The organism is Streptomyces sp. NPDC023573, from assembly GCF_055559735.1.
In genome coordinates this window covers 1150121-1172897 of record NZ_JBVHKB010000001.1, presented here as the reverse complement: position 1 = coordinate 1172897, position 22777 = coordinate 1150121, and the positions used below count along the sequence as shown (strand labels likewise).

General features: G+C 70.9%; 25 protein-coding genes and 1 tRNA gene. 11 read left to right on the top strand and 15 right to left on the bottom strand.

Going from position 1 to position 22777, the window contains the following annotated elements; all coding sequences use genetic code 11:
- Positions 1-44: 44 nt before the first annotated feature.
- A complete protein-coding gene (locus ACZ32T_RS05265) occupies positions 45-641 on the top strand; it encodes a histidine phosphatase family protein (RefSeq protein ID WP_467262985.1) in 597 nt (198 codons plus the stop codon).
- Between the two features lie 394 nt (positions 642-1035).
- Here ACZ32T_RS05265 and ACZ32T_RS05260 read toward each other — a convergent pair whose 3' ends face one another.
- Entirely contained in the window at positions 1036-2391 is a 1356-nt protein-coding gene (locus tag ACZ32T_RS05260; RefSeq protein ID WP_467365430.1) for a tetratricopeptide repeat protein, read from the bottom strand.
- Positions 2392-2634: 243 nt separating this feature from the next.
- On the opposite strand from ACZ32T_RS05260, the gene ACZ32T_RS05255 reads away from it, so the two are divergent.
- Complete coding sequence (locus tag ACZ32T_RS05255) at positions 2635-3012, top strand: hypothetical protein (RefSeq protein WP_467262981.1); 378 nt, start codon at positions 2635-2637, stop codon at positions 3010-3012.
- A gap of 92 nt (positions 3013-3104) precedes the next feature.
- Positions 3105-3992 carry a spermidine synthase gene (locus ACZ32T_RS05250; RefSeq protein WP_467365428.1) on the top strand — a complete coding sequence of 296 codons (888 nt, stop codon included), beginning with the start codon at positions 3105-3107 and terminating at the stop codon, positions 3990-3992.
- 26 nt (positions 3993-4018) lie between these two features.
- Here ACZ32T_RS05250 and ACZ32T_RS05245 read toward each other — a convergent pair whose 3' ends face one another.
- Positions 4019-4579 carry a hypothetical protein gene (locus ACZ32T_RS05245; RefSeq protein WP_467365426.1) on the bottom strand — a complete coding sequence of 187 codons (561 nt, stop codon included), beginning with the start codon at positions 4577-4579 and terminating at the stop codon, positions 4019-4021.
- Positions 4580-4657: 78 nt separating this feature from the next.
- On the opposite strand from ACZ32T_RS05245, the gene ACZ32T_RS05240 reads away from it, so the two are divergent.
- The 8 genes from ACZ32T_RS05240 (at position 4658) to ACZ32T_RS05205 (ending at position 15408) form a co-directional block, all read left to right on the top strand.
- On the top strand, positions 4658-5362 hold the full coding sequence (locus ACZ32T_RS05240) for a response regulator transcription factor (protein WP_467262973.1): 705 nt from the start codon (positions 4658-4660) through the stop codon (positions 5360-5362).
- The gene (locus tag ACZ32T_RS05235) at positions 5359-6840 is read left to right on the top strand and encodes a sensor histidine kinase (RefSeq protein WP_467262971.1); all 1482 of its coding nucleotides are present in this window, start codon (positions 5359-5361) and stop codon (positions 6838-6840) included. Before ACZ32T_RS05240 ends, ACZ32T_RS05235 begins: the two co-directional genes overlap by 4 nt.
- Positions 6841-6966: 126 nt before the next feature.
- Positions 6967-8448: a glycoside hydrolase family 18 protein gene (locus ACZ32T_RS05230; RefSeq protein WP_467365424.1), complete on the top strand. Its 1482-nt coding sequence runs from the start codon at positions 6967-6969 to the stop codon at positions 8446-8448.
- Between the two features lie 677 nt (positions 8449-9125).
- Positions 9126-10448: an ABC transporter substrate-binding protein gene (locus ACZ32T_RS05225; protein WP_467262967.1), complete on the top strand. Its 1323-nt coding sequence runs from the start codon at positions 9126-9128 to the stop codon at positions 10446-10448.
- Positions 10449-10618: 170 nt separating this feature from the next.
- Positions 10619-11617, top strand: a complete 999-nt coding sequence (locus tag ACZ32T_RS05220) for a carbohydrate ABC transporter permease (RefSeq protein WP_467262965.1) — start codon at positions 10619-10621, stop codon at positions 11615-11617.
- Positions 11618-11632: 15 nt separating this feature from the next.
- Positions 11633-12556, top strand: a complete 924-nt coding sequence (locus tag ACZ32T_RS05215; RefSeq protein ID WP_467262963.1) for a carbohydrate ABC transporter permease — start codon at positions 11633-11635, stop codon at positions 12554-12556.
- A gap of 118 nt (positions 12557-12674) precedes the next feature.
- Positions 12675-14132, top strand: a complete 1458-nt coding sequence (locus tag ACZ32T_RS05210; RefSeq protein ID WP_467365422.1) for a GH1 family beta-glucosidase — start codon at positions 12675-12677, stop codon at positions 14130-14132.
- A 229-nt stretch (positions 14133-14361) separates the two neighbouring features.
- The gene (locus ACZ32T_RS05205; RefSeq protein ID WP_467365419.1) at positions 14362-15408 is read left to right on the top strand and encodes a LacI family DNA-binding transcriptional regulator; all 1047 of its coding nucleotides are present in this window, start codon (positions 14362-14364) and stop codon (positions 15406-15408) included.
- A 79-nt stretch (positions 15409-15487) separates the two neighbouring features.
- Here the strand turns inward: ACZ32T_RS05205 and ACZ32T_RS05200 are convergent, their stop codons facing one another.
- The 13 genes from ACZ32T_RS05200 to orn all read right to left on the bottom strand — a co-directional run bounded on the left by ACZ32T_RS05200 (position 15488) and on the right by orn (position 22767).
- A complete protein-coding gene (locus tag ACZ32T_RS05200; protein ID WP_467262957.1) occupies positions 15488-15961 on the bottom strand; it encodes a hypothetical protein in 474 nt (157 codons plus the stop codon).
- Between the two features lie 48 nt (positions 15962-16009).
- Positions 16010-16423, bottom strand: coding sequence for a gas vesicle protein K (locus ACZ32T_RS05195; RefSeq protein ID WP_467262955.1), 414 nt, complete (start codon positions 16421-16423; stop codon positions 16010-16012).
- 23 nt (positions 16424-16446) lie between these two features.
- Positions 16447-16638, bottom strand: a complete 192-nt coding sequence (locus tag ACZ32T_RS05190) for a gas vesicle protein (RefSeq protein ID WP_356708353.1) — start codon at positions 16636-16638, stop codon at positions 16447-16449.
- Complete coding sequence (locus ACZ32T_RS05185) at positions 16635-17459, bottom strand: GvpL/GvpF family gas vesicle protein (protein ID WP_467262949.1); 825 nt, start codon at positions 17457-17459, stop codon at positions 16635-16637. Before ACZ32T_RS05185 ends, ACZ32T_RS05190 begins: the two co-directional genes overlap by 4 nt.
- Positions 17456-17875: a gas vesicle protein gene (locus ACZ32T_RS05180; RefSeq protein WP_467262946.1), complete on the bottom strand. Its 420-nt coding sequence runs from the start codon at positions 17873-17875 to the stop codon at positions 17456-17458. The genes ACZ32T_RS05185 and ACZ32T_RS05180 overlap by 4 nt, the downstream gene beginning before the upstream one ends.
- A 37-nt stretch (positions 17876-17912) precedes the next feature.
- Complete coding sequence (locus ACZ32T_RS05175; protein ID WP_467365417.1) at positions 17913-19100, bottom strand: SRPBCC family protein; 1188 nt, start codon at positions 19098-19100, stop codon at positions 17913-17915.
- Complete coding sequence (locus ACZ32T_RS05170; RefSeq protein ID WP_467365415.1) at positions 19093-19668, bottom strand: hypothetical protein; 576 nt, start codon at positions 19666-19668, stop codon at positions 19093-19095. The genes ACZ32T_RS05175 and ACZ32T_RS05170 overlap by 8 nt, the downstream gene beginning before the upstream one ends.
- Before the next feature lie 26 nt (positions 19669-19694).
- Positions 19695-19952 carry a gas vesicle protein GvpG gene (locus ACZ32T_RS05165; RefSeq protein ID WP_356708344.1) on the bottom strand — a complete coding sequence of 86 codons (258 nt, stop codon included), beginning with the start codon at positions 19950-19952 and terminating at the stop codon, positions 19695-19697.
- A gap of 33 nt (positions 19953-19985) precedes the next feature.
- Positions 19986-20699 (bottom strand): GvpL/GvpF family gas vesicle protein, encoded by a 714-nt coding sequence (locus ACZ32T_RS05160; RefSeq protein WP_467365413.1) that lies wholly within the window; start codon positions 20697-20699, stop codon positions 19986-19988.
- 3 nt (positions 20700-20702) lie between these two features.
- The gene (locus tag ACZ32T_RS05155; RefSeq protein ID WP_467262935.1) at positions 20703-21152 is read right to left on the bottom strand and encodes a gas vesicle structural protein GvpA; all 450 of its coding nucleotides are present in this window, start codon (positions 21150-21152) and stop codon (positions 20703-20705) included.
- A gap of 60 nt (positions 21153-21212) precedes the next feature.
- The gene (locus tag ACZ32T_RS05150) at positions 21213-21521 is read right to left on the bottom strand and encodes a gas vesicle protein GvpO (protein ID WP_467262932.1); all 309 of its coding nucleotides are present in this window, start codon (positions 21519-21521) and stop codon (positions 21213-21215) included.
- 441 nt (positions 21522-21962) lie between these two features.
- Positions 21963-22035: transfer RNA gene (locus tag ACZ32T_RS05145), tRNA-His, on the bottom strand.
- A 126-nt stretch (positions 22036-22161) separates the two neighbouring features.
- Positions 22162-22767, bottom strand: coding sequence for an oligoribonuclease (gene orn, locus ACZ32T_RS05140; RefSeq protein ID WP_356708334.1), 606 nt, complete (start codon positions 22765-22767; stop codon positions 22162-22164).
- Between the last annotated feature and the right edge of the window lie 10 nt (positions 22768-22777).

Sequence of the window (22777 nt, the reverse complement as noted above, 5' to 3'; positions counted from 1 at the left end):
GTCCCCGGATCTTCTGATCTTCGTATTTTTCAGGGAGAGCCGTCATGGCACCGCGAATCCTGCTCGCCCGGCACGGCCAGACACAGTGGTCGGTCCAGGGCAATCACACCGGCAGGACCGACATTCCCCTCCTCGACACCGGCCGCGAGGGCGCCAAGCTGCTCGGCGAACGGCTGCACCGGGAGCCCTGGGGCGGCCTGCCCGGCGTCGAGGTGCGGACCAGCCCGCTCGTCCGTGCCGCCGAGACCTGCGCGATCGCCGGATTCGGCGGGCGGGCCCAGCCGTGGGACGCGCTGATGGAGTGGGACTACGGGGACTACGAGGGTCTGACCCCGGCGCAGATCAAGGCGGACCGGCCGGACTGGCTCATCTGGCGCGACGGTGTCCCGGGGGGCGAGAGCCTCGCGTCACTGGCGGCCCGGGCGGACGAGGTCGTCGAGTGGGCGCGGTCCGCCGACCGCGATGTGCTGGTCTTCGCGCACGGACACATCCTGCGGGCGCTGGGGGCGCGGTGGCTGGGCGAGGACGTGTCGTTCGCCGCGCGGATCCGGCTGGAGCCGACGTCGCTGTCGGTGCTGGGATGGGCCTACGGCCTGCCCGCGCTGGAGCGCTGGAACGACACGGGCCACCTGGACCGCTGACCCGGGGTGCTGGACCTCACCGGACTGCCGGGCCGCCGCGCCCGGTCCGGTTCCAGCTCGGCAGACCCAGCCGGTCCGGCGTTCGCGGACGGAACCCTGGCGTCGGGTTCGGCCGGCTGACCACGTGTGCCTGAGAGGGAGAGCGCGGCCAGGATCCCGCGCACCGGTTCCGTCCTCAATCGCCGGACGGGCTTGAACCGGCCGGCCAGGGCTGGGAGGTGCGGGGGAGAGGGGGCTTCGGCCGGCCCGAGCTGGGGTGCGCCCGCTGTGCCCGTGCGCCGGCTCCCGTCCCCCGCGCACCGGTTCCGTCCTCAATCGCCGGACGGGCTTGAACCGGCCGGCCAGGGCTGGGAGGTGCGGGGGCGGCGTGAGGCCTCGGCCTCGCGGCGCGAACTCATGTGTCCGGAGGCAGTTCCTCGTAGCGGGCCAGGAGGGCCGTCACCTCCGGGCCGCCCCGAGGGCGGAGCACCCGCACGGCGCTCGCCAGCATCCCGCGGATCCGGGAGGACTGGACCCGGTCCAGCAGGTCCAGCACCTGATGGCCCGCAGCCGCGGCCTCGTCGGCCGTGCCCGCCCGCGCCAGGTCTCCGGCGAGCTGCGCACGGTACAGCGCGAGGTTCCGGGTGAAGTGCGGGTCCTGAAGCCGGGTCGCCCGGCGGCCGTGCCGCGCCGCCCGGGGCCAGTCACCCAGCGCCGACCAGCACTGCGCCTCCAGCAGCTCCATCTCCGCTTCCCGGAAGAAGGTCATCCACTCCGGATCCGCGTCGCCCGGCCCGCGACCGAACGCCGTCTGCGCCCGCCCGATCGCCTGCTCGCACCCCGTACGGTCCCCGAGCCACGCCCTGGCCCCCGCCTCCCGCAGCGCCAGCAGGGCCAGCAGCCGCGGTGAGCCGAGCGGCCGGGCGGCCCGCTGCCCGGCCTCCGCCGCGCGGACCGCCTCCCTGGCCCGCCCCGTGTCACGGGCCAGGAACGAGGCGTTGCAGAACGCGTGCGCTTCCAGCGCGGCGTCCCCGGCCAGCCGGGCCGTCGCGAGCGCCTCCGCGTAGTGGGAGCGCGCGTCGTCGAAGCGCCCCGAGTCGTGGGCCAGCCAGCCCACGGAGATCGCCAGCTCACCGGCGCCCGCGTGCAGCCGGTCCGCCGTGCTGCGCCGCGCCGTGGTCCCGGAGTCGAGCAGGGCGTACGCCGCCCGGAGCGGCTGGGAGGCCCGCCGGTAGAGACCGTCCGCGCCGTGCCGGTCGTCCAGCAGGCGGATCTGGCGTACGGCCTTCTCCACGGCGCTCACCTCGGCTTCGCCGATCCGGCGCTGCGCGGGCACGGTGAGGGGGCCCGCGGCGGACGCATGGCCGCCCAGGCCCAGGGACGCGGCCGCCACCGTGGCGGTACCGCTGGTCATGAACACGCGACGCAGCACGTCGCTCTCCTCGTGGATGTCGCTGTCGAGCGCGGGGGGTGTGGTGGGCGGGGGCAGAGGTGTCGTGCGGGCCCCCCGGCCGCGCACGCTCTCGCGCGCCGAGAAGCCCAGGTCCGCGAGGCTCGCCCCGGGGAACATGTGCAGGAACACCCGTTCGTACGCGTAGTTGGGGCAGCGGATCTCACCCGACTCCACGCGTCCGACGTACCGGGCGTCGCACGCGACGTGTTCACCGATCTCGCGCGCGGCCCGGCGGACCGCGGCCGCGAACTCCCCGGCGGAGCGCTGTCCGCGCAGCCGCCGGAAGGCGAGGTTGGGAACTGCCCGTGTCGACACCATGGCAAGGCCCTCTCTGGTGCAGCCGGGCTCCTGCTTCCGGTGTCCCGGCGGAGCAAGAACGTACCTGCTGTGACGGACCGCACACGCAGCGTTTAGCTATAAAGCGGACATCTCGCCCGTGATCCGCCATGAACTGCCACCCTTTGCGGCGGCGTGCCGCCGTAGCCCTTGACGCCGTCGGCGCGTTGGTCCATGAGGAGACGGGCGCGGCGCCGTCTCGTCGAGACGAGAGGAGGGGTTCCCTTGCCTCATACGGACAGGGGCCCGGAGACCACACCGTGTGACCTGGTGACCGTCCCGGCGCGTCAGGGCCTGGAGGCCGTGGACATCCTGCGCAGGGGAGCGGAGAACGAGCCCGTCGGCCCGGTCCTGCACGACGGAGCATGCGCCGTCCTCGGCTTCCTGGTGCCGCCCGGCACGGCGGAGGCGTGGGACGTGCCCGGCAGCGCCTGTACGAGGACGGACGGCCGGGGGCTGCGCGTGCCCGCCGAGCCGCCGGTCACCGGAGGGGGGTGGCTCCTGCCGCCCGTCGAGGAGGCCCCGGTCACCGATCCGGCCGTCCTCCGGGCCGCCCTCGACCAGGCGGCCCGGCTCATCGAGGCGGCCGACAACTGCCGCTGAGGCCATAATGGCCAGGTGGGCGGGGCCTCCCGCCCACGCCGGCCCCACCGGGGAACCGGCCCGAAACCGGTGAGTGATGGGGACGAGCGCGCGTGGCACGTCGAGGAGCGGCCCGGGGCGCGAGCGACCGGAAGCGGTCCGAGCGCCGGCAGGAGTCCGTCTCCGCGACGGTGGACGGCGGTGTCGCCGAGCTGGTGCCCGACCGGGAGCGCCCGCGCGCCTGGACGCTGCTGCTGGACGGCGCCCCGCAGTCCCATGTGGACCTGGACGATCCCGCGTACCTCTCGTTCGAATACCAGCGCAGGCTCGGCCATGTCATCGATCTCGCCGCCCCGGCCGGCCGGCCCCTCCAGGTGGTGCACCTCGGCGGCGGGGCGTTCACGCTCGCCCGGTACGTCGCCGCGAGCCGCCCGCGCTCCACGCAGCAGATCGTGGAGATCGACGCGCCCCTCGTCCAGCTGGTGCGGCGGGAGCTGCCCCTGGACCCACAGGCGCGCATACGGGTCCGCTCGGCGGACGCCCGCGCCGGGCTCGGCAGGATCCAGGACGGCTGGGCCGACCTCGTCATCGCCGACGTGTTCGGCGGAGCCCGGACCCCCGCCCATCTCACCTCCGCCGAATTCCTCACCGAGGTGCGCCGGGTGCTGAAGCCCGGCGGGCAGTACGCCGCCAACCTCGCCGACGGCCCGCCGCTCGCCCATCTGCGCGGCCAGATCGCCACGGCCGCCTCGCTCTTCCCCGAGGTGGCCCTCGCCGCCGACCCGACCGTCTGGCGCGGCCGCCGCTTCGGGAACGCCGTCCTGGTCGCCTCCGACCTGCCGATCGCCGTCGCCGACCTGACCCGGCGGGTCGCGAGCGACCCCCACCCCGGCCGTGTCGAACAGGGCCGCGCGCTCGCCGACTTCACGGGAGGCGCCGCCGTCGTCACCGACGCGGGCGCCAAGCCGTCCCCGGCCCCGCCGCCCGACGCGTTCTCGTGACTCGTAACTCGTGACTCGTGACTCGCCTACTGGTCCACGGTCTCCACGATCGGCGAGTGGCCGTTCCAGGTGCAGAACACCGAGACCGTCGCGCCCGCCCCGTCGCTGAAGTCCACCCGGATCCACTCCGGGTTCGTCCACACCTGCATCGACCAGCCCGGCTCCGGCGTCGCCGAGACCAGCTTCGCCGAGGTGCCCGCCAGCTCCAGGACGACCCTGCCCCCACGCGTCGGATAGCTCTTCACCTCACCCGAGGCGGCCGGGGACGCAGGAGGTTGTGGCGCCCCGCTGCTCGCGGCCGGCGGCCGGGACGAAGGCTTCCGGGAGGGCCGTGGCGACGCCGGGGCCGTGGAGCGGGAGGCGGTGGCACCAGGCGAGGACGAGGGCGAGGGCAGCGCGCGGTGTGTCGAGGACGACACCGGCTCGTCCGTCGCCTGCGCGCCCCGCGCCCCCACCGAGATCGGAACCGCGCGCGGAGGGTCGTACGCCGTCCCCGACATGACCGTGTGTACGCCCCACCACGACAGGGTCACCGCCGCACCCGTGGCGAGCGACCACGCGATCGCGTGTACGAGTCCTCGTTGCATCGGGCACATCCTGCACCACCCGCGCACGGGCCGTCCTGGAGGGGACCGTGTTCCTCCGGATGGGTTACGGTGCGGCGCATGCCTAGTGTGCTCGTGGTCGAGGACGACCAGTTCGTACGTTCCGCCCTCATCCGGCACCTGACCGAGGCCTCCCACACCGTACGGAGCGTCGGGACCGCGCTCGAAGCACTGCGCGAAGTCGCGCACTTCCGCTTCGACGTCGTCGTCCTCGATCTCGGGCTGCCCGACCTCGACGGCTCCGAAGCCCTGAAGATGCTGCGCTCCATCACCGACGTACCCGTGATCATCGCGACCGCGCGGGACGACGAGGCCGAGATAGTCAGGCTGCTCAACGACGGTGCCGACGACTACCTGACCAAACCGTTCTCGGTGGAGCACCTCTCCGCCCGCATGGCGGCCGTCCTGCGCCGCACCCGTGGCCCCGGCGCCGAGGCGCCGCCCTCGCGTGTCCTCCAGGTCGGCGGACTCTCCATCGACCCGCTCCGGCGCCAGGCCGAACTGGACGGAGCCGCACTGGACCTGACCCGCCGTGAATTCGACCTGCTGGCCTTCCTCGCCGGGCGTCCCGGTGTCGTCGTCCCGCGCCGTGAGCTGCTGGCCGAGGTCTGGAAACAGTCCTACGGGGACGACCAGACCATCGACGTCCATCTCTCCTGGCTGCGCCGCAAGCTGGGTGAGACGGCCGCCCGGCCCCGCTATCTGCACACCCTGCGCGGAGTCGGCGTCAAGCTCGAACCACCGGCCGCGGGGCCGACCGCATGAGATGGGCCCTGGTCAAGGTCTGCCTGGCGGTCACCGCCATGGTCGTGATCGCGTTCGCCGTCCCGCTCGGGCTCGTCATCAAGGAGATGGCCCGTGACCGCGCCTTCTCCGACGCCGAGCGGCAGGCCGCCACCATCGGCCCCACCCTCACCATCACCACCGACCGGGAGGAGCTGACCCGGGCCGTCCTCTCCACCGAGCCCGGCGGCCGGGGACGCCTCGCGGTCCACGTGCCCGCCGCAGCCGAACAGGGCGGCCACCGCCTGGAGATCGGCACCCGGCGCGCCACCCGCGAGGACCTGGAGACCGTACGGAAGTCGGGCCGCGCCTCCATCGCCGAGGTGCCCGGCGGCTCCGCGTTGCTCCAGCCCACCGCGCTCGGTACCGGAGGCATCGCCGTCGTCGAGGTCTTCGTGCCCGAGGACGAGGTCTCCAACGGCGTCTCCACCGCCTGGCTGGTGCTCGCCGGCGTCGGGATCGCGCTGATCGTCGGCTCGGTGGCCGTGGCCGACCGGCTCGGCGTACGGATGGTGGAGCCCGCCCAACGGCTCGCCGGCGCCGCGCAGGACCTGGGGGAGGGCCGGCTGGGCACCCGGGTTCCCGAGGAGGGCCCCACCGAGCTCCGCTCCGCCGCCGTCGCCTTCAACTCCATGGCCGACCAGGTGGTCCAGCTCCTGGCCAACGAACGCGAACTGGCCGCCGACCTCTCGCACCGGCTCCGCACCCCGCTGACCGTGCTCCGCCTCAACGCCGCATCGCTGGGCGAGGGCCCGGCCGCCGAGCAGACCAGGGCGGCCGTCGAACAGCTGGAGCACGAGGTCGACACGATCATCCGCACCGCCCGGGAACAGCGCCCGCAGACCCAGGGCGGGCAGACGGGGGCCGGAGCCGGATGCGACGCGTCGGAGGTCATCCGGGAACGCATGGGGTTCTGGTCGGCGCTGGCCGAGGACGAGGGGCGCACGGTGCGGCTGGCGGGTGTGGACCGCACCGTACGGATCCCGGTGGCCAGACCCGAGCTGGCCGCCGCTCTGGACGCGCTGCTCGGCAACGTCTTCCGGCACACCCCGGAAGGCACCGCCTTCGCCGTCGACGTGCACCACACAGGCCACGCGGTGATCGTGCTGGTCTCGGACGCCGGGCCCGGGATACCCGATCCGGAGTCCGCCCTCACCCGGGGCGCCAGTGGCCGGAACGGGGCGCCGAGCGAGGTGGGTTCGACCGGCCTCGGCCTCGACATCGTCCGCAGGGTCGCCGAATCCACCGGCGGTGACCTGCGGATCGGGCGGTCGGTGCTCGGCGGCACCGAGGTCCGCATCTGGATAGGGCTCGACGGCGGCCCGGCCGAGCGCGCCCGCAGGGGTCACCGGGTGGGGCGGCGTACCGGAAGGCGGGGCCCGCGGGGAGCGCGAGGCCGGAACGCGGAGTTCCGAGGAGCTCAGGGGCCCGGCCCCGGCCCTCGGGACAGCCGGACTTAACGCGCGCCGATCTCTCCCTTAAGCAAACCCTAAGAACATCAACTCGGTTCCCAAGAGCACCTTTTGCCTGGTTCGCGGCGGCTAGCGTGCAGACGCAATCACCCCCCGGCAGGACAGAGGCACGCGATGGGCACCAGTACGCACCGCCGCACGGCGAGCACCCGCACGAAGGCCGTCGGCGCCCTCGTCGCCGCGGCCGTCGTGGGCGGCACGGTCTTCGCGCTCACCGGCACCGCGCAGGCTGCCGCCGTGGGCGCCACGTACACGAGGGCCAGCGCCTGGACCGGCGGCTACACCGGGCAGTACGTCGTCGCGAACGACACCGGGACGGTGCAGTCGGGCTGGACGCTCGAATTCGACCTGCCCGCCGGCACGGAGATCGACTCGCTCTGGAACGGCGAGCACACCGTCAGCGGCAACCACGTCACCGTGAAGCCCGAGAGCTGGAACAAGGACATCGCGCCGGGCTCGTCCGTGACGGTCGGCTTCGTCACCAGGTCCGCCTCCGCGACGACCGCCGCCGACCCGGAAGGCTGCCGCATCAACGAGGCCGCCTGCTCCGCGGACGGTGGCGCGGCCCCGGAACCGAGCGGGCGCCCGACCGGAACCCCGGCGCCCACCTCCACCCCGGCGCCCACATCGACGCCGACGGAGGACGCCACCCCGACGGAGACCGCGACGGCCGTGCCGTCCGGGACGCCGGGCGGCACGGCCGGCGGAGCGGGATTCGCCCCGTACGTCGACACGTCGCTCCACCCCGCCTACGACCTCCTGGACACCGCGTCCAGGACCGGCGTCAAGGAGTTCAACCTGGCGTTCGTCACGTCGGGCGGCGGCTGCGCCCCGCTGTGGGGCGGGGTCACAGGTCTCGCCGACGACAAGGTGGCCGCCCAGATCGGCGCTCTGCGGGCCGAGGGCGGCGACGTGCGGGTCTCCTTCGGCGGGGCGGCCGGCGCCGAACTGGCGCTGCACTGTCCATCGGTGGACGAGCTAGCCGCGGCGTACGCCGAAGTCATCGACACGTACGGGCTGACCAAGGTCGACTTCGACATCGAAGGCGGCGCGCTGCCCGACACCGCCGCCAACTCCCGCCGCTCGGCGGCCATCGCCCGGCTCCAGAAGTCCCATCCCGGTCTCGACGTGTCCTTCACCCTGCCCGTGATGCCCGAGGGGCTGACCCAGCCGGGTGTGGACCTGATCGCGGACGCGAAGAAGAACGGCGTCTCGATCGGCGCGGTCAACATCATGGCGATGGACTACGGGGCCTCGTACAGCGAGGACATGGGCGACTACGCCACCCAGGCGGCCACCGCCACGCAGGCACAGGTCGAGGGCGTGCTCGGGCTCTCGGACGCGGAGGCGTGGAAGGCCGTCGCTGTCACCCCGATGATCGGCGTGAACGACGTCGCCACCGAGATCTTCACCGTCGAGGACGCCACCCAGCTGGTGGAGTTCGCCCGGGAGAAGGGCATCGGCCGGCTGGCGATGTGGTCGGGCACGCGGGACGCGCAGTGCGAGGGCGGCGCGAAGCCGACCGCGGACGCGACCTGCAGCTCGATCCTCCAGGAGCCGCTGGCCTTCACCAAGGCGTTCGGCGCCTTCGGATAATCAGGACCACCCTTCGGCCACCACTGCGCCCGCGCGTCCCGGCCGCCCCCCACGCCCCCCACACCCGGCCGGGACGCGCGCCCCCACCGAACCCCTCCACTCCCGGTCCCCGGCGCGTGGAGGGGTTCCGCGTTCCGGGGGCCGGAACATTCCTGCGCCGGGGTGGAGTTCGGGGAAAGAACACGGAAACCCCCCATGACCCCCTGTGCACCCCTCGCAACCCCCCGTCCCGTTCATCTTCCGGCGGGCATGTCGCGGCGGAGGGGGCCGGGGCGGCCCTTTCGGGCATGGCGCGGAAATCTGCGCGACGGACGGGCCCTTCCTGCCCCCGGCAAGGACCGACAGGGATCAACGCCCCGCTGACCTGCGGTAATTGAGATTCTCGCGTGCTTCGCATGCAGGGCGCGGAGGTTAACGCAAGTCCTCGGTCGGACACGTTCCCGTGACTTGCAGGACACGCTCGGGCAACGGAAGCGTCTTCAACTCTTGACACCCACCCCGGGAGGTAGCAATCTTCCGGCATCAGCGCATGGGAGCGCTCCCATATCGAACGACGTTTTTCGCTCGTACGGGGGACGACACCGCCCATGTCCTCTCCGTACTCGTGGCACCCGCACCCACCAGCGCGTATGCCGCAGAACGAACGCCAGTCCCACCCTGGAACAAGGAGTAGTGGAATGCGCATCACCCGCACCGTCGCAGGTCGACGCCGCAGAACAGCCGTCCTGGCTACCACGGGCCTCACGGCCGCCGCCCTGCTGCTGACCGGCTGTGGCGATTCCGGCTCGGATTCCGACGCGGCAGACGCGGACGGGAACATCACCCTGACCCTCGCCGACTTCGGACAGTTCGGGTACAAGGAGGCGAAGCTCTTCGAGAAGTACCACGAGCTTCACCCGAACATCACGGTCAAGGCGAACACCTCCAGCGACGAGAAGATCTACTACCCCAAGTTCCTCCAGCAGCTCAACACGGGCAGCGGTCTGGCCGACATCCACGGTGTCGAGGTCGGCCGCGTCAAGGAGCTCGTCGACACGAAGGCCGACGCCTTCGAGGACCTCTCCAAGGTGATCGACACCGACGAGTGGGTGAACTGGAAGGCGCTGCAGGCGACCACCGACGAGGGCAAGGTCATCGGCGCCGGCACCGACATCGGCCCGATGTCGATCTGCTACCGCCGTGACCTCTTCGAGAAGGCCGGTCTGCCGGCCGACCGCACCGAGGTCGCCGCGAAGGTCGCCGGCGGCTGGGAGGACTACCTCAAGCTCGGTGAGGAGTACAAGAAGAAGGCTCCCAAGGACACCTTCTTCATGGACTCCGCCAGTGCCATGTACAACGGCGTGGTCGGCTCGAGCGAGGAGCAGTACTACTCCAAGGGCGGCGAGGCGATCTACAAGGAGAGCGCCGGCGTCAAGGAGGGCTGGCAGCTGGCCACCCAGGCGGTCGACAAGGGCCTGAGCCAGGGCCTGGCCCAGTTCACCGACGAGTGGGGTGTGGCCCTGCGCAAGGGCAGCATCGCCTCCGTGGCCTGCCCCGCGTGGATGGCCGCTCGTATCACCACGGACGCCGGTGACGAGTACAAGGGCAAGTGGGACATCGCCATGACCCCGGGCAAGACCGCCGCCAACTGGGGCGGTTCGTTCCTGACGGTGCCCAAGAAGGGCAAGCACGTCAAGGAGGCCGCCGAGCTCGTCAAGTGGCTGACCGCGCCCGAGCAGCAGGCCGCCGTGTTCAAGGCAGCCGGCCTCTTCCCGTCGAACAAGGGCGCCTACCAGCTCCCCGACGTGAAGACCGCCAAGCTGGAGTACTTCAACAACGCCCCGATCGGTGAGATCTACGCCGAAGAGGCCCAGGTCATTCCGGCCGCCGTGCTCGGCCCGAAGGACGGCATCATCAAGGACACCATCTCCACCCAGATCAACAACATGGAGCAGCGGGGCACCAAGCCGGACGACGCCTGGGACGCCGCCACCAAGGCGATCGACAAGGTGATCGGCTGATCCTCACCGGTGCGGGCGGCCGGGACGACTTCCACGCGTCCCGGCCGGCCCGCGCCGGTGCCGGTTCCCCCACCGGCCCCGTGCACCTTTTCCGACACCTCCGCCGGACCTGACCAGAGGTCCGGCCTGCCCCTGCGGTGTCGGCACACCCCAGGGAAGGACTCCCACCTGTGGCAACCACGACCCCCACCCGGGGCGCTCACGGCTCGCGGCCCAGCCGTCGTGCTCAGAAGCCGATGACGCCCCGCCGCCAGGCCTGGCGCAGCCGGCTGTGGCGCTTCGACGACAAGGCGTCGCCGTACGCCTACATCGCGCCCTTCTTCCTCGTCTTCGGAGCCTTCGGGCTCTACCCGCTCGTCTACACCGGCTGGATAGCCCTGCACCGGGTGGAGATGACCAGCCTCGACCAGATGGAGTGGGTCGGCTGGGAGAACTTCAGCACCATCCTCCAGGACAGCGAGTTCTGGACCGCGGTCAGCAACACCTTCATCATCGGTGTCATCTCGACCGTCCCGCAGCTGATGATGGCGCTGGGCCTCGCCCACCTGCTGAACTACAAGCTCCGTGCCAGCACCTTCTGGCGCACCGTGATCCTCACCCCGTACGCCACCTCGGTGGCCTCGGCGGCCCTGGTCTTCGCCCTGGTGTTCCGGGCCGACGGCGGCCTGCTGAACTGGGTGCTGGGCCTCTTCGGCATCGGTGAGACGAACTGGGTCAACGGCCACTGGACGTCCAACATCGCCATCGCCGTCATCGTGATCTGGCGCTGGACGGGCTACAACACGCTGATCTACCTCGCCGCGATGCAGGCCGTCCCGTCCGATCTGTACGAAGCCGCCTCCATCGACGGAGCCTCGCGCTGGCAGCAGTTCCGCAACGTGACGATTCCTGCGCTGCGGCCGACCATCCTCTTCACGATCGTCGTCTCCACCATCGGCGCCATGCAGCTGTTCGGTGAGCCCCTCCTGCTCGAGGGCGGCGCCAACGGGGCGCAGGGCGGTACCGAGAACCAGTACGAGACGCTCAGCATCTACCTCTACAACTACGGCTGGAACCTCGGGCACCTCGGTCCTGCCGCCGCAGTGGCGTGGGCCATGCTCGTCCTGCTGCTGCTCATTGCCGCGATCAACTGGCTCATCGGGCGCCTCGCGCGCAAGACCGCGGCCTGACGGGGAGCGATTTCCATGACCACCACCAGCCCCATCACCGCTCCGGACCGCCGCGTCTCCAAGGACGCCGCCGTCCGCAGCCAGCCCCCGCGGCGCCGCCGGTTCCAGCCCGGGGCGGGCCGTCAGCACCATGCCGGCCCCTTCGCCTACTTCGTCCTCGCCGTCGTCGGCATCGGCTCGCTGTTCCCGCTCTACTGGACGCTCGTCACCGCGTCCCGTACCCAGGACGAGGTGCTGGAGACGCCGCCTCCGTTCCTGCCCGGCGGCAACCTGTTCAACAACCTCGAGGCTGCCTGGGAACAGGCCCACCTCGGCAAGGCCATCCTCAACACCGCCATCGTGGCCGGCTGCATCACCGCCGCGACCCTGTTCTTCTGCACGCTGGCCGGATACGCCTTCGCCAAGATGCGCTTCAAGGGCCGCGGCGCGCTGATGACCGCGGTCATCGCCACACTGACGATCCCCCCGCAGCTCAGCGTCGTACCGCTGTTCATGATGATGTCGGACATCGGCTGGGGCGGTCAGCTGGAGTCGGTGATCTTCCCGACCCTGGTGAGCGCCTTCGGTGTGTTCTTCATGCGCCAGTACCTCCTGGAGGCCCTGCCGTACGAGCTCATCGAGGCGGGCCGGGTGGACGGGGCGAACAACATCCGCATCGTGTGGAGCATCGTGCTCCCGGTCGCACGGCCGGCGATGATGGTGCTAGGCATGCTCACCTTCGTCCAGGCCTGGAACGACTTCTTCTGGCCCTACCTCGCTCTGAACGCGGATAACCCGACGCTCCAGGTGGCCCTGGGCGAGCTGACCGCGTCCTACGTGCCCGACCAGAGCATCGTCATGGCCGGCGCGCTGATCAGCACCCTGCCGCTGCTCGTCGTCTTCGTGATCTTCGGCAAGCAGATCGTCGGAGGCATCATGGCCGGCGCCGTCAAGGGCTGACCCGCCCGTCCGCCGCGGCCCGCACCCGTACGGCCTGTGCCTGACCACAACAGGCCGTACGGTTACCGGGTTCCGCACTTCCTGTCCCCGTCCCTCCACCCCATGGGAGCGCTCCCGCATGACAGCCGTACGACCCGACACCACCCCGAAGCAGGCGCCCGGGACACAGTTCCCCACGGGCTTCATCTGGGGCGCGGCGACCGCCTCCTACCAGGTCGAGGGCGCCGCCGCCGAGGACGGCCGCACGCCGTCCATCTGGGACACCTTCAGCCGTACGCCCGGCAAGGTCCGCAACGGGGACACCGGCGACATCGCCGCCGACCACTACCACCGCTACCGCGACGACGTCGCGCTCATGAAGCAGCTCGGGCTGAAGGCGTACCGCTTCTCCGTCTCCTGGTCCCGGGTCCAGCCCACCGGCCGCGGCCCCGCCGTCGAGCGCGGACTGGACTTCTACCGCAAGCTCGTCGACGAGCTGCTGGACGCCGACATCATGCCCGTCGCCACCCTCTACCACTGGGACCTGCCCCAGGAGCTGGAGGACGCCGGCGGCTGGCCCGAGCGCGTGACCGCCGACCGTTTCGCCGACTACGCCGCCATCGTCTCGGGCGCCCTCGGCGACCGCGTCGGCATGTGGACCACCCTCAACGAGCCCTGGTGCTCGGCCTACCTCGGTTACGGCTCCGGTGTGCACGCCCCCGGCCGTACCGAGCCCGCAGCCGCGCTGCAGGCGGCCCATCACCTCAACCTCGCCCATGGCCGGGCGATCGAGGTTCTGCGCGCCCAACTCCCCGCTTCTGCGCAGACCTCGGTCACCCTCAACCTCCACCAGGTCCGCCCGCTCACCGGCAGCGAGGCCGACGCGGACGCGGCCCGCCGCATCGACGCCGTCGGCAACCGCGTCTTCACCGGCCCGATGCTGCGCGGGGAGTACCCCGAGGACCTGATCACCGACACCTCGCACCTGGTGGACTGGTCGAAGCTGGTCAGGGACGGCGACCTCGCCACCATCTCGCGCCCGGTGGACGCCCTCGGCATCAACTACTACACGCCGACGCTGGTCTCCACGCCCGTGAAGGGTGCCGACTACGCGCGCAGCGACGCCCACGGCGCCAGCGACCATTCCCCCTGGCCCGGCTCCGAGCACGTCGCCTTCCACCTCGCCGAGGGGAAGGAGCGCACCGCGATGGACTGGTCGATCGACCCCGAGGGGCTCTACAACCTGCTCATGGACGTGACCAGGGACCACCCGGGCCTCCCGCTGATGGTCACGGAGAACGGCGCCGCGTTCGACGACTACGTCTCTCCCGAGGGCAAGGTCGAGGACCCGGAGCGGGTCGCGTACCTGCACGGCCACCTCGACGCCGTGCAGCGGGCGGTCGCCGACGGCGCGGACGTCCGCGGCTACTTCCTCTGGTCGCTGATGGACAACTTCGAGTGGGCGTACGGCTATTCGAAGCGCTTCGGCGCGGTGTACGTCGACTACGCCTCCCAGCGCCGGATCCCCAAGACGAGCGCCCACTGGTACTCCGACGTGATCCGCCGCCACGCACTGCCGCCGGCCGGCACCGTCTGACCCGACCGGCACGGAAAAGCGGGACCCGGCACACCGCCGGGTCCCGCTTTCCGTTGCCCGGCCCGCCCGCCTTACGTGTTCGTCATCCGGACCCCGTACGCTTGGGAGCGCTCCCAAGAGGTGTGGCGCTGCAGAGACCGCCTGGTCCTGACAAGTGTCGAGGGATCGGGCGGTGGGACTTGGTTTGACCAACCCGCTGTGAGAAATTGACCGCGAACGGGAGGCAGCCATGGCGGCAGCGCGAGTACGGAGTGGCGGGCGGCCCACGCTCGAAGAGGTAGCGGCCCGGGCCGGAGTAGGGCGGGGCACGGCCTCCCGGGTCATCAACGGCTCACCGCGGGTCAGCGCACAGACCCGGGAGGCCGTCGAGGCGGCGGTCGCCGAACTGGGTTACGTACCCAACCGCGCGGCCCGCGCCCTCGCGGGCAACCGCACGGACGCCATCGCGCTCGTCGTACCCGAGTCCGAGACCCGGTTCTTCGCAGAGCCCTACTTCTCCGACATCGTGAGGGGTGTCGGCGCGGCCCTCGCCGACACGGAGATGCAGCTGCTGCTGACCCTCGCGGGCAACGACCGCGAGCGCCGCCGGCTGGCCCAGTACCTGACCGCGCACCGCGTCGACGGGGTGCTCCTGGTCTCGGTCCACGCCGACGACCCGCTGCCGGACCTCCTCGAACAGCTCGGCATGCCGTCCGTGATCAGCGGTCGCAGGCACGCGGCGGAGACGCTGCCCTCCGTGGACTCCGACAACTTCGAGGGCGCCCGCGCGGCCGTCGACCACTTCATATCGCGAGGCCGCCGCTCCATCGCCACGATCACCGGCCGCCTGGACGTCTACGGCGCCCAGCGCCGCCTCGACGGCTACCGCAAGGCCATCGCCGCGGCCGGTCTCGACCCCGACGAACGGCTCATCGCCCCCGCCGACTTCAGCGAGGAGGGCGGTGCCCGCGCGATGCGGGAGCTGCTGGAGCGCCGCCCCGACGTGGACGCGGTCTTCGCCGCCTCCGACGTGATGGCCGCGGGCGCCCGCCACGTCCTGCGCGAGTCCGGCCGCACCATCCCGGACGACGTGGCCCTGATCGGCTTCGACGACTCCGCGGTGGCCCGGCACATGGACCCGCCCCTGACGAGCGTGCGCCAGCCGATCGAGGAGATGGGCCGCACGATGACGCGCGTCCTGCTGCAGGAGATCGCGAACCGCTCGTCGGGCGACGGCACCCAGGAGCGCCCGAGGATCGTGCTGCCCACGGAGCTGGTGGTGCGCGAGTCGTCCTGACTCCGCGGGCACGGCGAGAGGGCCGACAGTGGTCTGTCGGCCCTCTCGTGGAGCGGGTGCGGCGTGTGCCGCGGTCCGGTCAGATCCGGCCGCCGGTGAGGCGGGTGATCGGTCCGGCGTGGGTCCTGGCCGTCTGGCGGCCGAGGGCGAACGCGCCGCCCAGGAGGCCGCCGACACCTGCGGCGGCGCCCACCGCTATGGCCTTGCGGTGCTTGACGACCGTCCACGCGGTGGTGGCCGTCGAGGTCACCTTCCCCGCTGTGTCCAGGACGGTCTGCCGGCCCGTGTCCCAGCCGGCGACCGCCGCCCGCTTCGTCGCCTGGCCGGCCGACCGCACTCCGGTCTCCGCCGAGTGGGCGGCTTCCCCGGCGGCCGACTTGGCGTCCTGTGCCGAGGACTTGGCCTTCGAGGCTGCGACCGCCGAGCCGGACTTGGCGTGGTTGCCGGCTGCCGCAGTGGTCTGTCGCCCCTTGGCGGCGGCCGTCCTGGCACCCGTACCGGCCTTCGCCGCAGAACCGTCTGTCTTCTTGGATTCTTCGCTCTCTGCAGTCATGGTGTTCGTGTTACCTCTCGCAGTGGCTCGAAACGGAGCGGTGAACATTCAGCCGGAATCCCGTGGAAGCAGTGAACCCAGCGGCCCCAGGTCAAGGTTGAGGTCCTCCATCGTGAGGTCGTAACGCTCGCAGAGCTCCGACATCCGGTCCTGGAGGATCATCAGCGTCATGCCGATGCGTTCCTCCTGGTCCTCACGGAGATCGCCCACGTCGACCCGGTGCAGTGCGGTGCGCTCCATGAGCTGGCGCAGCAGTTCGACGATGGTCAGCACCAGTTTGATGAGGTCGCGTTCCACCGTCTCCGGGTCGGTCTCCAGACGCTGGGCCAATCCGCTGCGCGTGCTCGGCTCGTCGGGGCCGGCGGGCACGAGGTCGAAGGCGTGCGCCGCGGCCTGTGCGACCTCCTGGAGGCTCGTCGCCGGCGTACGCGGGTCCGTTGCTTCCCCGGGTTGCTCGGGCATGGGGTGCTCCTCCTCGCTCGTCCTCACCACGGCGCCGGTTCCTCCGACGTGATCGACCGGATCACGGCTCTCAGGTTGATGTGCACGAGGTCGACGTCGGCTACGGAGAGCACCAGGTCTCCCGTGAGCACCGCACCCCCGTTCAGCAACCGGTCCAGCAGGTCGATCAGAGCCACCTGGCGTCCGGCCAGGGACTCGATGGAGTCCTCGTTCATCCCGGCTCACCGCCGTCCGCCGCGGGCGGAGTCGCGAAGGAGTACGGGGCCCAGGGGCCCGTGATCTCCACCCGTACGCCCGGTACGCCGTCGGCGAGCCCCGTGAGGGCCGCGCGGAACGCCTCGGCCTCGGTGCTCCGGACCAGATAGGCGTCGTTGACGATGTTCTCGCCCGCGGCCTGGGCCAGATCCCCCTGCTGCGGACGGTGCGTGACGTGCGCCCGGGCGATGCCGGCCACCCGGGCGGGCACCTCGGCGGCCACCGAGCCCGCCGACCGGTAGGTCGCGCGGTGGTTCTGCTGCTGGGCACGGCGCCGTTGCAGGTACGCCCGCCCCGGACTCGCCGACGTGTCCGCCTCCGGTGCAGCGCCGCTCACCGTGATCGCCTCGCGCGGGTCGGCGTAGACCTTGACGCCGAGTTCGACGTGACCTTCGAGGCGGGCGAGCAGGGCGGTGAACTCCGGCTCGCGTGCGTCGAGCATCCCGCGCACGCGCTCGTCGTCGAGGTAGACCGTCGCCAGCCGCATCGGCAGTACCGTCGCGTGCTCGTACGCGCCCTCGACGACCGCGTGGTGGGTCCGGGCCAGCACCTCCAGCCGGCCGAGGTCCTCCATCTGCGCCTGCATGCCCTCGGTTCCGTACAGGGCGGAGGGCACGGACGAGACCACGGCCGCGAGGCCTTCGGCGTGGACCGTCCGCAGAGGAGTTCCCTCCAGGCCCTGCCGGCCCGCGAGCGCCGCGTCGAGGGGGGTGCCGGCGCGGCTGACGGCGTAGACGTACGACATGACCGGGCCGGTCGCCGGGGTTGTTTCCGCAGTCACTTCCGCTCCTCGTCCTCCGCGTGCGCGGTCTGCCCGGCCGGCAGCCCCACAGCAGCCCTCAGCTCGGCTATCTCGGCCCGCAGCCGTGCGTTCTCCGCCTCCACCGCCGTCCCGTCCCGCGACGCGTCCACCGCCTGGGGCCTCTGCGGAGGACGGGCCCGGGAGGAGAGCGAGGGATCGTGCTCCCACCAGTCGATGCCCATCTCCTTGGCCTTGTCCACGGAGGCGACCAGCAGGCGCAGCTTGATCGTCAGGAGTTCGATGTCGAGCAGGTTGATCTGGATGTCACCCGCGATGACGACGCCCTTGTCCAGGACGCGTTCGAGGATGTCGGCCAGATTCGCGGAGGACTGCTGCTGACCGTACGGGGACGCTGCCGAAGAGGCCCCCATGCGGCCGGCCAGTGAGTCGGACACGTCGGATCAGTCCCATCCGTGCTGTAGGCGGCGCATGTCAGCTCCGGGCGGAGGCGGTGCGGCGCCGGGTGCGCGGGGCCGGCTCCTCTTCTTCCTCGTCCTCGGGAGGCTCCTCCTCCTCGGCGTCCGCGTCCTCGGGCTCCTCCTCCTCCTCGGCGTCCGCGTCCTCGGGCTCCTCCTCGTCCTCGTCCTCGGCCTCGTCCTCCTCGGCCTCGTAGGAGTCGTCCGCACGGGGTTCGTCGACGGGAGCGTCGTCCTCGTCGTCCTCGTAGACCTCGTCCTCCGGGGGGAGTTCGCCGTCCTCGTCCTCAGCGAGCTCGTCGTCGTCACCGTCCCGGGACTCGGGCTCCTCGGCCTCGGAGCCGTTCTCCTCCTCGGCGCGGGCCTCTTCCTCCTCGACGGCCTCGTCGTGCTCCAGGACGACCTCGCCGTCACGGATCTCACCGCGCCAGCCGTCGGTGGCCTCACCCCGCATCATGATGAACTTGCGGTAGAGCTTCAGGTCGAGGCGGGCCCTGCGGCCCTGGGCGCGCCAGATGTTGCCGGTCTTCTCGAACAGGCCCTTGGGGAAGTACTCGAGGACGAGCAGGACCCGCGTCAGGTTGTCGGTGACGGCGTGGAACGTCACCACGCCCTTGACCGTCCCCTTGGCGCCCTCGGTGGTCCAGGTGATCCGTTCGTCCGGGACCTGCTCCGTGACGTTCGCCTTCCAGCTGCGCGTGGACTTGGCGACCTTCACCTTCCAGTTGCTGCTCGTGTCGTCGGACTTCTCGACGCTCACGACACCCTTGGCGAAGGTGCTGAACTCCTGGAACTGCGTCCACTGGTCGTAGGCCTCGCGCACCGGCACACCGACGTCGATGTCCTCGGAGATCGTGACGCTCTTCGACTTGCCTCCGCCGCCCTTGCGCCCCTTGCCGAACAATCCCTTGACCTTGTCCTTGATGGCGTCCTTCACATGGGACGCGCCGGCGCTGACGGCTGCCTGCGCGGGGGACTTGCCCTCGCTGAGCGCCTTGCCGCCCTTGGCGAGGGTCTTCGCCGCGCCGCCGGGTCCGTCGCCGTCCGCGAGTCTGGAGGCCCCCTCGCCCAGCTTGCGGCCGAGATCGGTGACCGCGTGCTGCGCACGCGCCTTGAGGTAGTTCTGCAGCTCTTCCTTGAGGCGGTCGGTGGCCGGGTTGTTCGCCACGTCGTCCTTGAGCTTGCTGAAGGCCGAGTCAGCCATTGCTGCCACCCCGCTTCCCACGCGCCCCGGAGGCGGTCTTGCGGGCGGCCGGAGCGGCCTTCTTCCGCGCTCCGCCCGACGCGGTCCGCCGGGCACCTCCCGCGGCCTTGGCCGCCGGCTTGGCGGTCTTCCTGGCCGCCGTGCGGCGCGGGGCAGGCTTCTCCTCCGTGCCCTCGGTGTCCTTGTCCTCGTCGTCCCGCGCGTCGCGGTCGTCGTGCTCTCCGGACTCCTCGTCGGCCTCGTCCTCCTCGTCCCGCGCCTGGGCGCCGGACGGGTCCTCGAGCTCGAGTGTGCGCTTGTGCAGGGAGTCGGCAAGGCCGGTGGCCCGCTGGGTGAGGGCGTTGGTGGCTGCCGTCTTCGTGGCGCCCACCAGCTCCTTGCGCACCTGGTCGTTCAGGCCGCCCAGGAGCGGCGAGTCGGCCAGCATCTTCCCGATCTGCCTCGGGTCCAGGCTCAGCTTCTTGCCCGCCAGGAACATCCCGAAGCCGATTGCCAGTTTGGCCTTCTTGGTGCGTCCCAGCAGATAGCCGCCCACCAGGGCCGCACCTATCTTCGCATTGCCGGTCATCTGTCGAACACCTCAATCTCCCACCATCAGGAGTTGCCGGTCGGACGATTCCGGTAGGCCTCGCACTCGGCGAGCCAGTCCAGCAGTTCGTCCTCGCGTCGGTCGAATTCTTCCTCGTCGATGTCGCCGCTCAGCAGTTCACGTTCCAGCTCGGCCAATTGCGTGCGTACGGCTGCCGGGTCGTAGTGCTCGCGTTCCGCGGCTTGCACCACTTGATCGAGAACCCATGCCGTGCCGCGCACCGGAGCCAGCGGAAGGGTGAGCAGTTGCGTAATGAGGCCCATGAACAGGTGCCTCCCCTCCGAGAGGGATGTACGTCAGACGAAGCTGTAAGGCGGAAGAGGCCCGTTCAGGGCGAAGGTGTAATCGTCACCCCTGCGCTCCGCCTCCTCGTGTACCGCCTGTGAGAAGGCGGACGCCTCGTCGCGCCGGACGAGGTAGGACACGTTCAGGAAGTGGGTCTTCGTGGGTTCTCCCTCGGAGACCCGTTCCGCGGCGGTCGCCAACGCGCTCGCCAATTCCCGTCCCATTGCTTCCTGCCTGGCCTGCACCTCGTGCGAGACGAGTTCGCCGAGAGCCATCTTCTGGTCCTGCGCCCCCGGGTTCTGCCGGGTGTGTTCGCTGAGCCGCCGGGCCTCGGGTGATTCCGCGAGAATCTCCCGCAGCAGGCTGTCCTCGTCGCGCGAGACCTTCACGTTGTACTCGAGTCGGCCGTCCAGCTCGGAAAGGCGGGCCGTGTAGCTGTCCTTGCCCTGTTCGAGCGCGTTGCGCACCTGCTCGTCGTCCGGCCCCACGAGACCGAAACGCATCGGCAGCGCGGCGCCGTCGGCCATCAGCCTCTCCAGCACGCTCTGGTGGGCCACCAGATCACGTCGCTTCGCCCGCAGGTCGGCCGGCGTGTCGCTGACCACCGCGGCGAGCGCTCCCGCCGTGACGGTCCGCAGCTCCGACGCCGGTTCCCCGACACCGGACAGGCCGTCCAGCCGCAGCGGGTGGTCGGCCGCGGTGATGGCGTAGATGTAGGTCGGCATGCGTTACTCCTCCCCCCGCTGGGACGTCCGGCGGCTGCTGGAAGCGGAGGTCTTCCGTGCGGGCCGCTTCTCCTTCTCCTTCTCGTCGGAGTCGTCACGGCCACCCTGGAGGGAGTCCGTGAAGGCTTCGACCGCACCGGTCAGTGCCCCTTTCGACTTGCCCTTGGCACCGCTCTCCATCGTGTCGCCGACTATGTCGGTGAGCTGAGCGGGAGCCTTCCGGCCCGACTCCAGGTCCAGCCGGTTGCACGCCTCGGCGAAACGCAGATACGTATCCACGCTGGCGACGACGACGCGTACGTCGATCTTGAGGATCTCGATACCGACGAGCGAGACGCGAATGAAGGCATCGATGACGAGCCCCCTGTCGAGAATGAGCTCAAGAACGTCATAGAGATTTCCGGAACCGCCCCCGCTGCTGTTGGAGGCGTTGCTCTGCTGTACGAGACTCATGGTCGGTCTTCCTTCCAATGAGTGGTGTGGCGCGGTACGGCTGCTCGGCGAGTGACCGGCTCAGCGGTCGACCTGTCCTCGCGAATACCGTCGAATTCGTTCGTAGCCCATGAGTTGACCCTGGCCGTCGAGCCTGACGCGATAAGAGGCCATCACGCTCATGGTGTCCGGGATCTTCTCGATCTCGACGACTTCGACATCCGCCGCCCAGCCGTCGTCCGTCGCGTTCAGCGAGGACACCGAGTCGGGCTGGCGCTGGAGGAGTTCGGCAAGCTGTTCGGCTGCTTTCCGCATCGCTGTGGAAACACCGATCCGGTCGTTGCCACCGCTGCTGCCGTGATCGCTCTTGGTGTTCTCGGTCGTGGCCATGTGATTCACCTGCCGCGCGTCATTGTGGCTTCCTGTCGGCTTCGTTCGGTCAGCCATTCGTTCGGGCTGCACTGCGCGTGCCCATGAGATCCGAACGTATGCATCAACCCTCCTCACGCCTTCACACAGCCGACGCAATAAGGCCCTGCCGCGTCGGGGGGACAGCGCGGCAGGGCCCGGAAAGCCGGATGCCCGGTGCGTGGCTCGCCATGCGGCGCGGAGCGGGGTGTGGTGGGTGTCACCCGGCCGGACCGGCGTACGAGGGGTGGGAGGGCCGCCCACCCGCCGGCTGCGCGCGTCAGGTCGGACGGGGCGGCGGACGGCGTGCGGAGCCGTGGACGTGGCGGGCGCCACAGGCCCGCCTGAAGACCTCCGCAGGCCCCGCAGGGGAAAAGATTCAGCCCCTGACCCGTTTTCCCAGGTCAGGGGCTGATCGTTCAGGGTGAGTAACGGGACTTGAACCCGCGACATCCTGGACCACAACCAGGTGCTCTGCCAGCTGAGCTATACCCACCATGTCGCCCGGTCGCTTTCCTGACCGGCCGAGAAAAAGTGTACAGGGTCCGAGCGGGTGCTCGCGCCCCAGTTCTCCGGCGCGGGTGCACGGGCCCCGGAGGGCCCGTGACCAGCGGGTGTGTGCCTACTGCCCGGCGGCCGGCGTGTGGCGCGCGGCGATCTCCTTGGCGCGGGCCGAGTCCGGGCCGGGCTGCGGCACGAAGACCGCCTCCCGGTAGTAACGCAGCTCCGTGATGGAGTCGCGGATGTCGGCGAGCGCCCGGTGGTTGCCGTTCTTCTCCGGACTGTTGAAGTACGCCCTCGGGTACCAGCGGCGCGCCAGCTCCTTGACCGAGGACACATCGACGATCCGGTAGTGGAGGTAGCCCTCCAGCGACGGCATGTCACGCGCCAGGAAGCCGCGGTCCGTGCCGACGGAGTTTCCGCACAGCGGGGCCTTGCCCGGCTCCTTCACGTGCTCGCGGATGTAGGCCATGACCCGCTCCTCCGCGTCGGCCAGGGTCGTGCCCCCGGCCAGCTCGTCGAGGAGACCCGAGGCGGTGTGCATCTGCCGCACCACCTCGGGCATGGTCTCCAGGGCCGCGTCCGGCGGGCGGATCACGATGTCCACCCCTTCACCGAGCACGTTCAGTTCCGAGTCGGTGACCAGGGCGGCCACCTCGACGAGTGCGTCGTCCGTCAGCGAGAGCCCGGTCATCTCGCAGTCGATCCACACCATACGGTCGTTCATGGGCCCCACC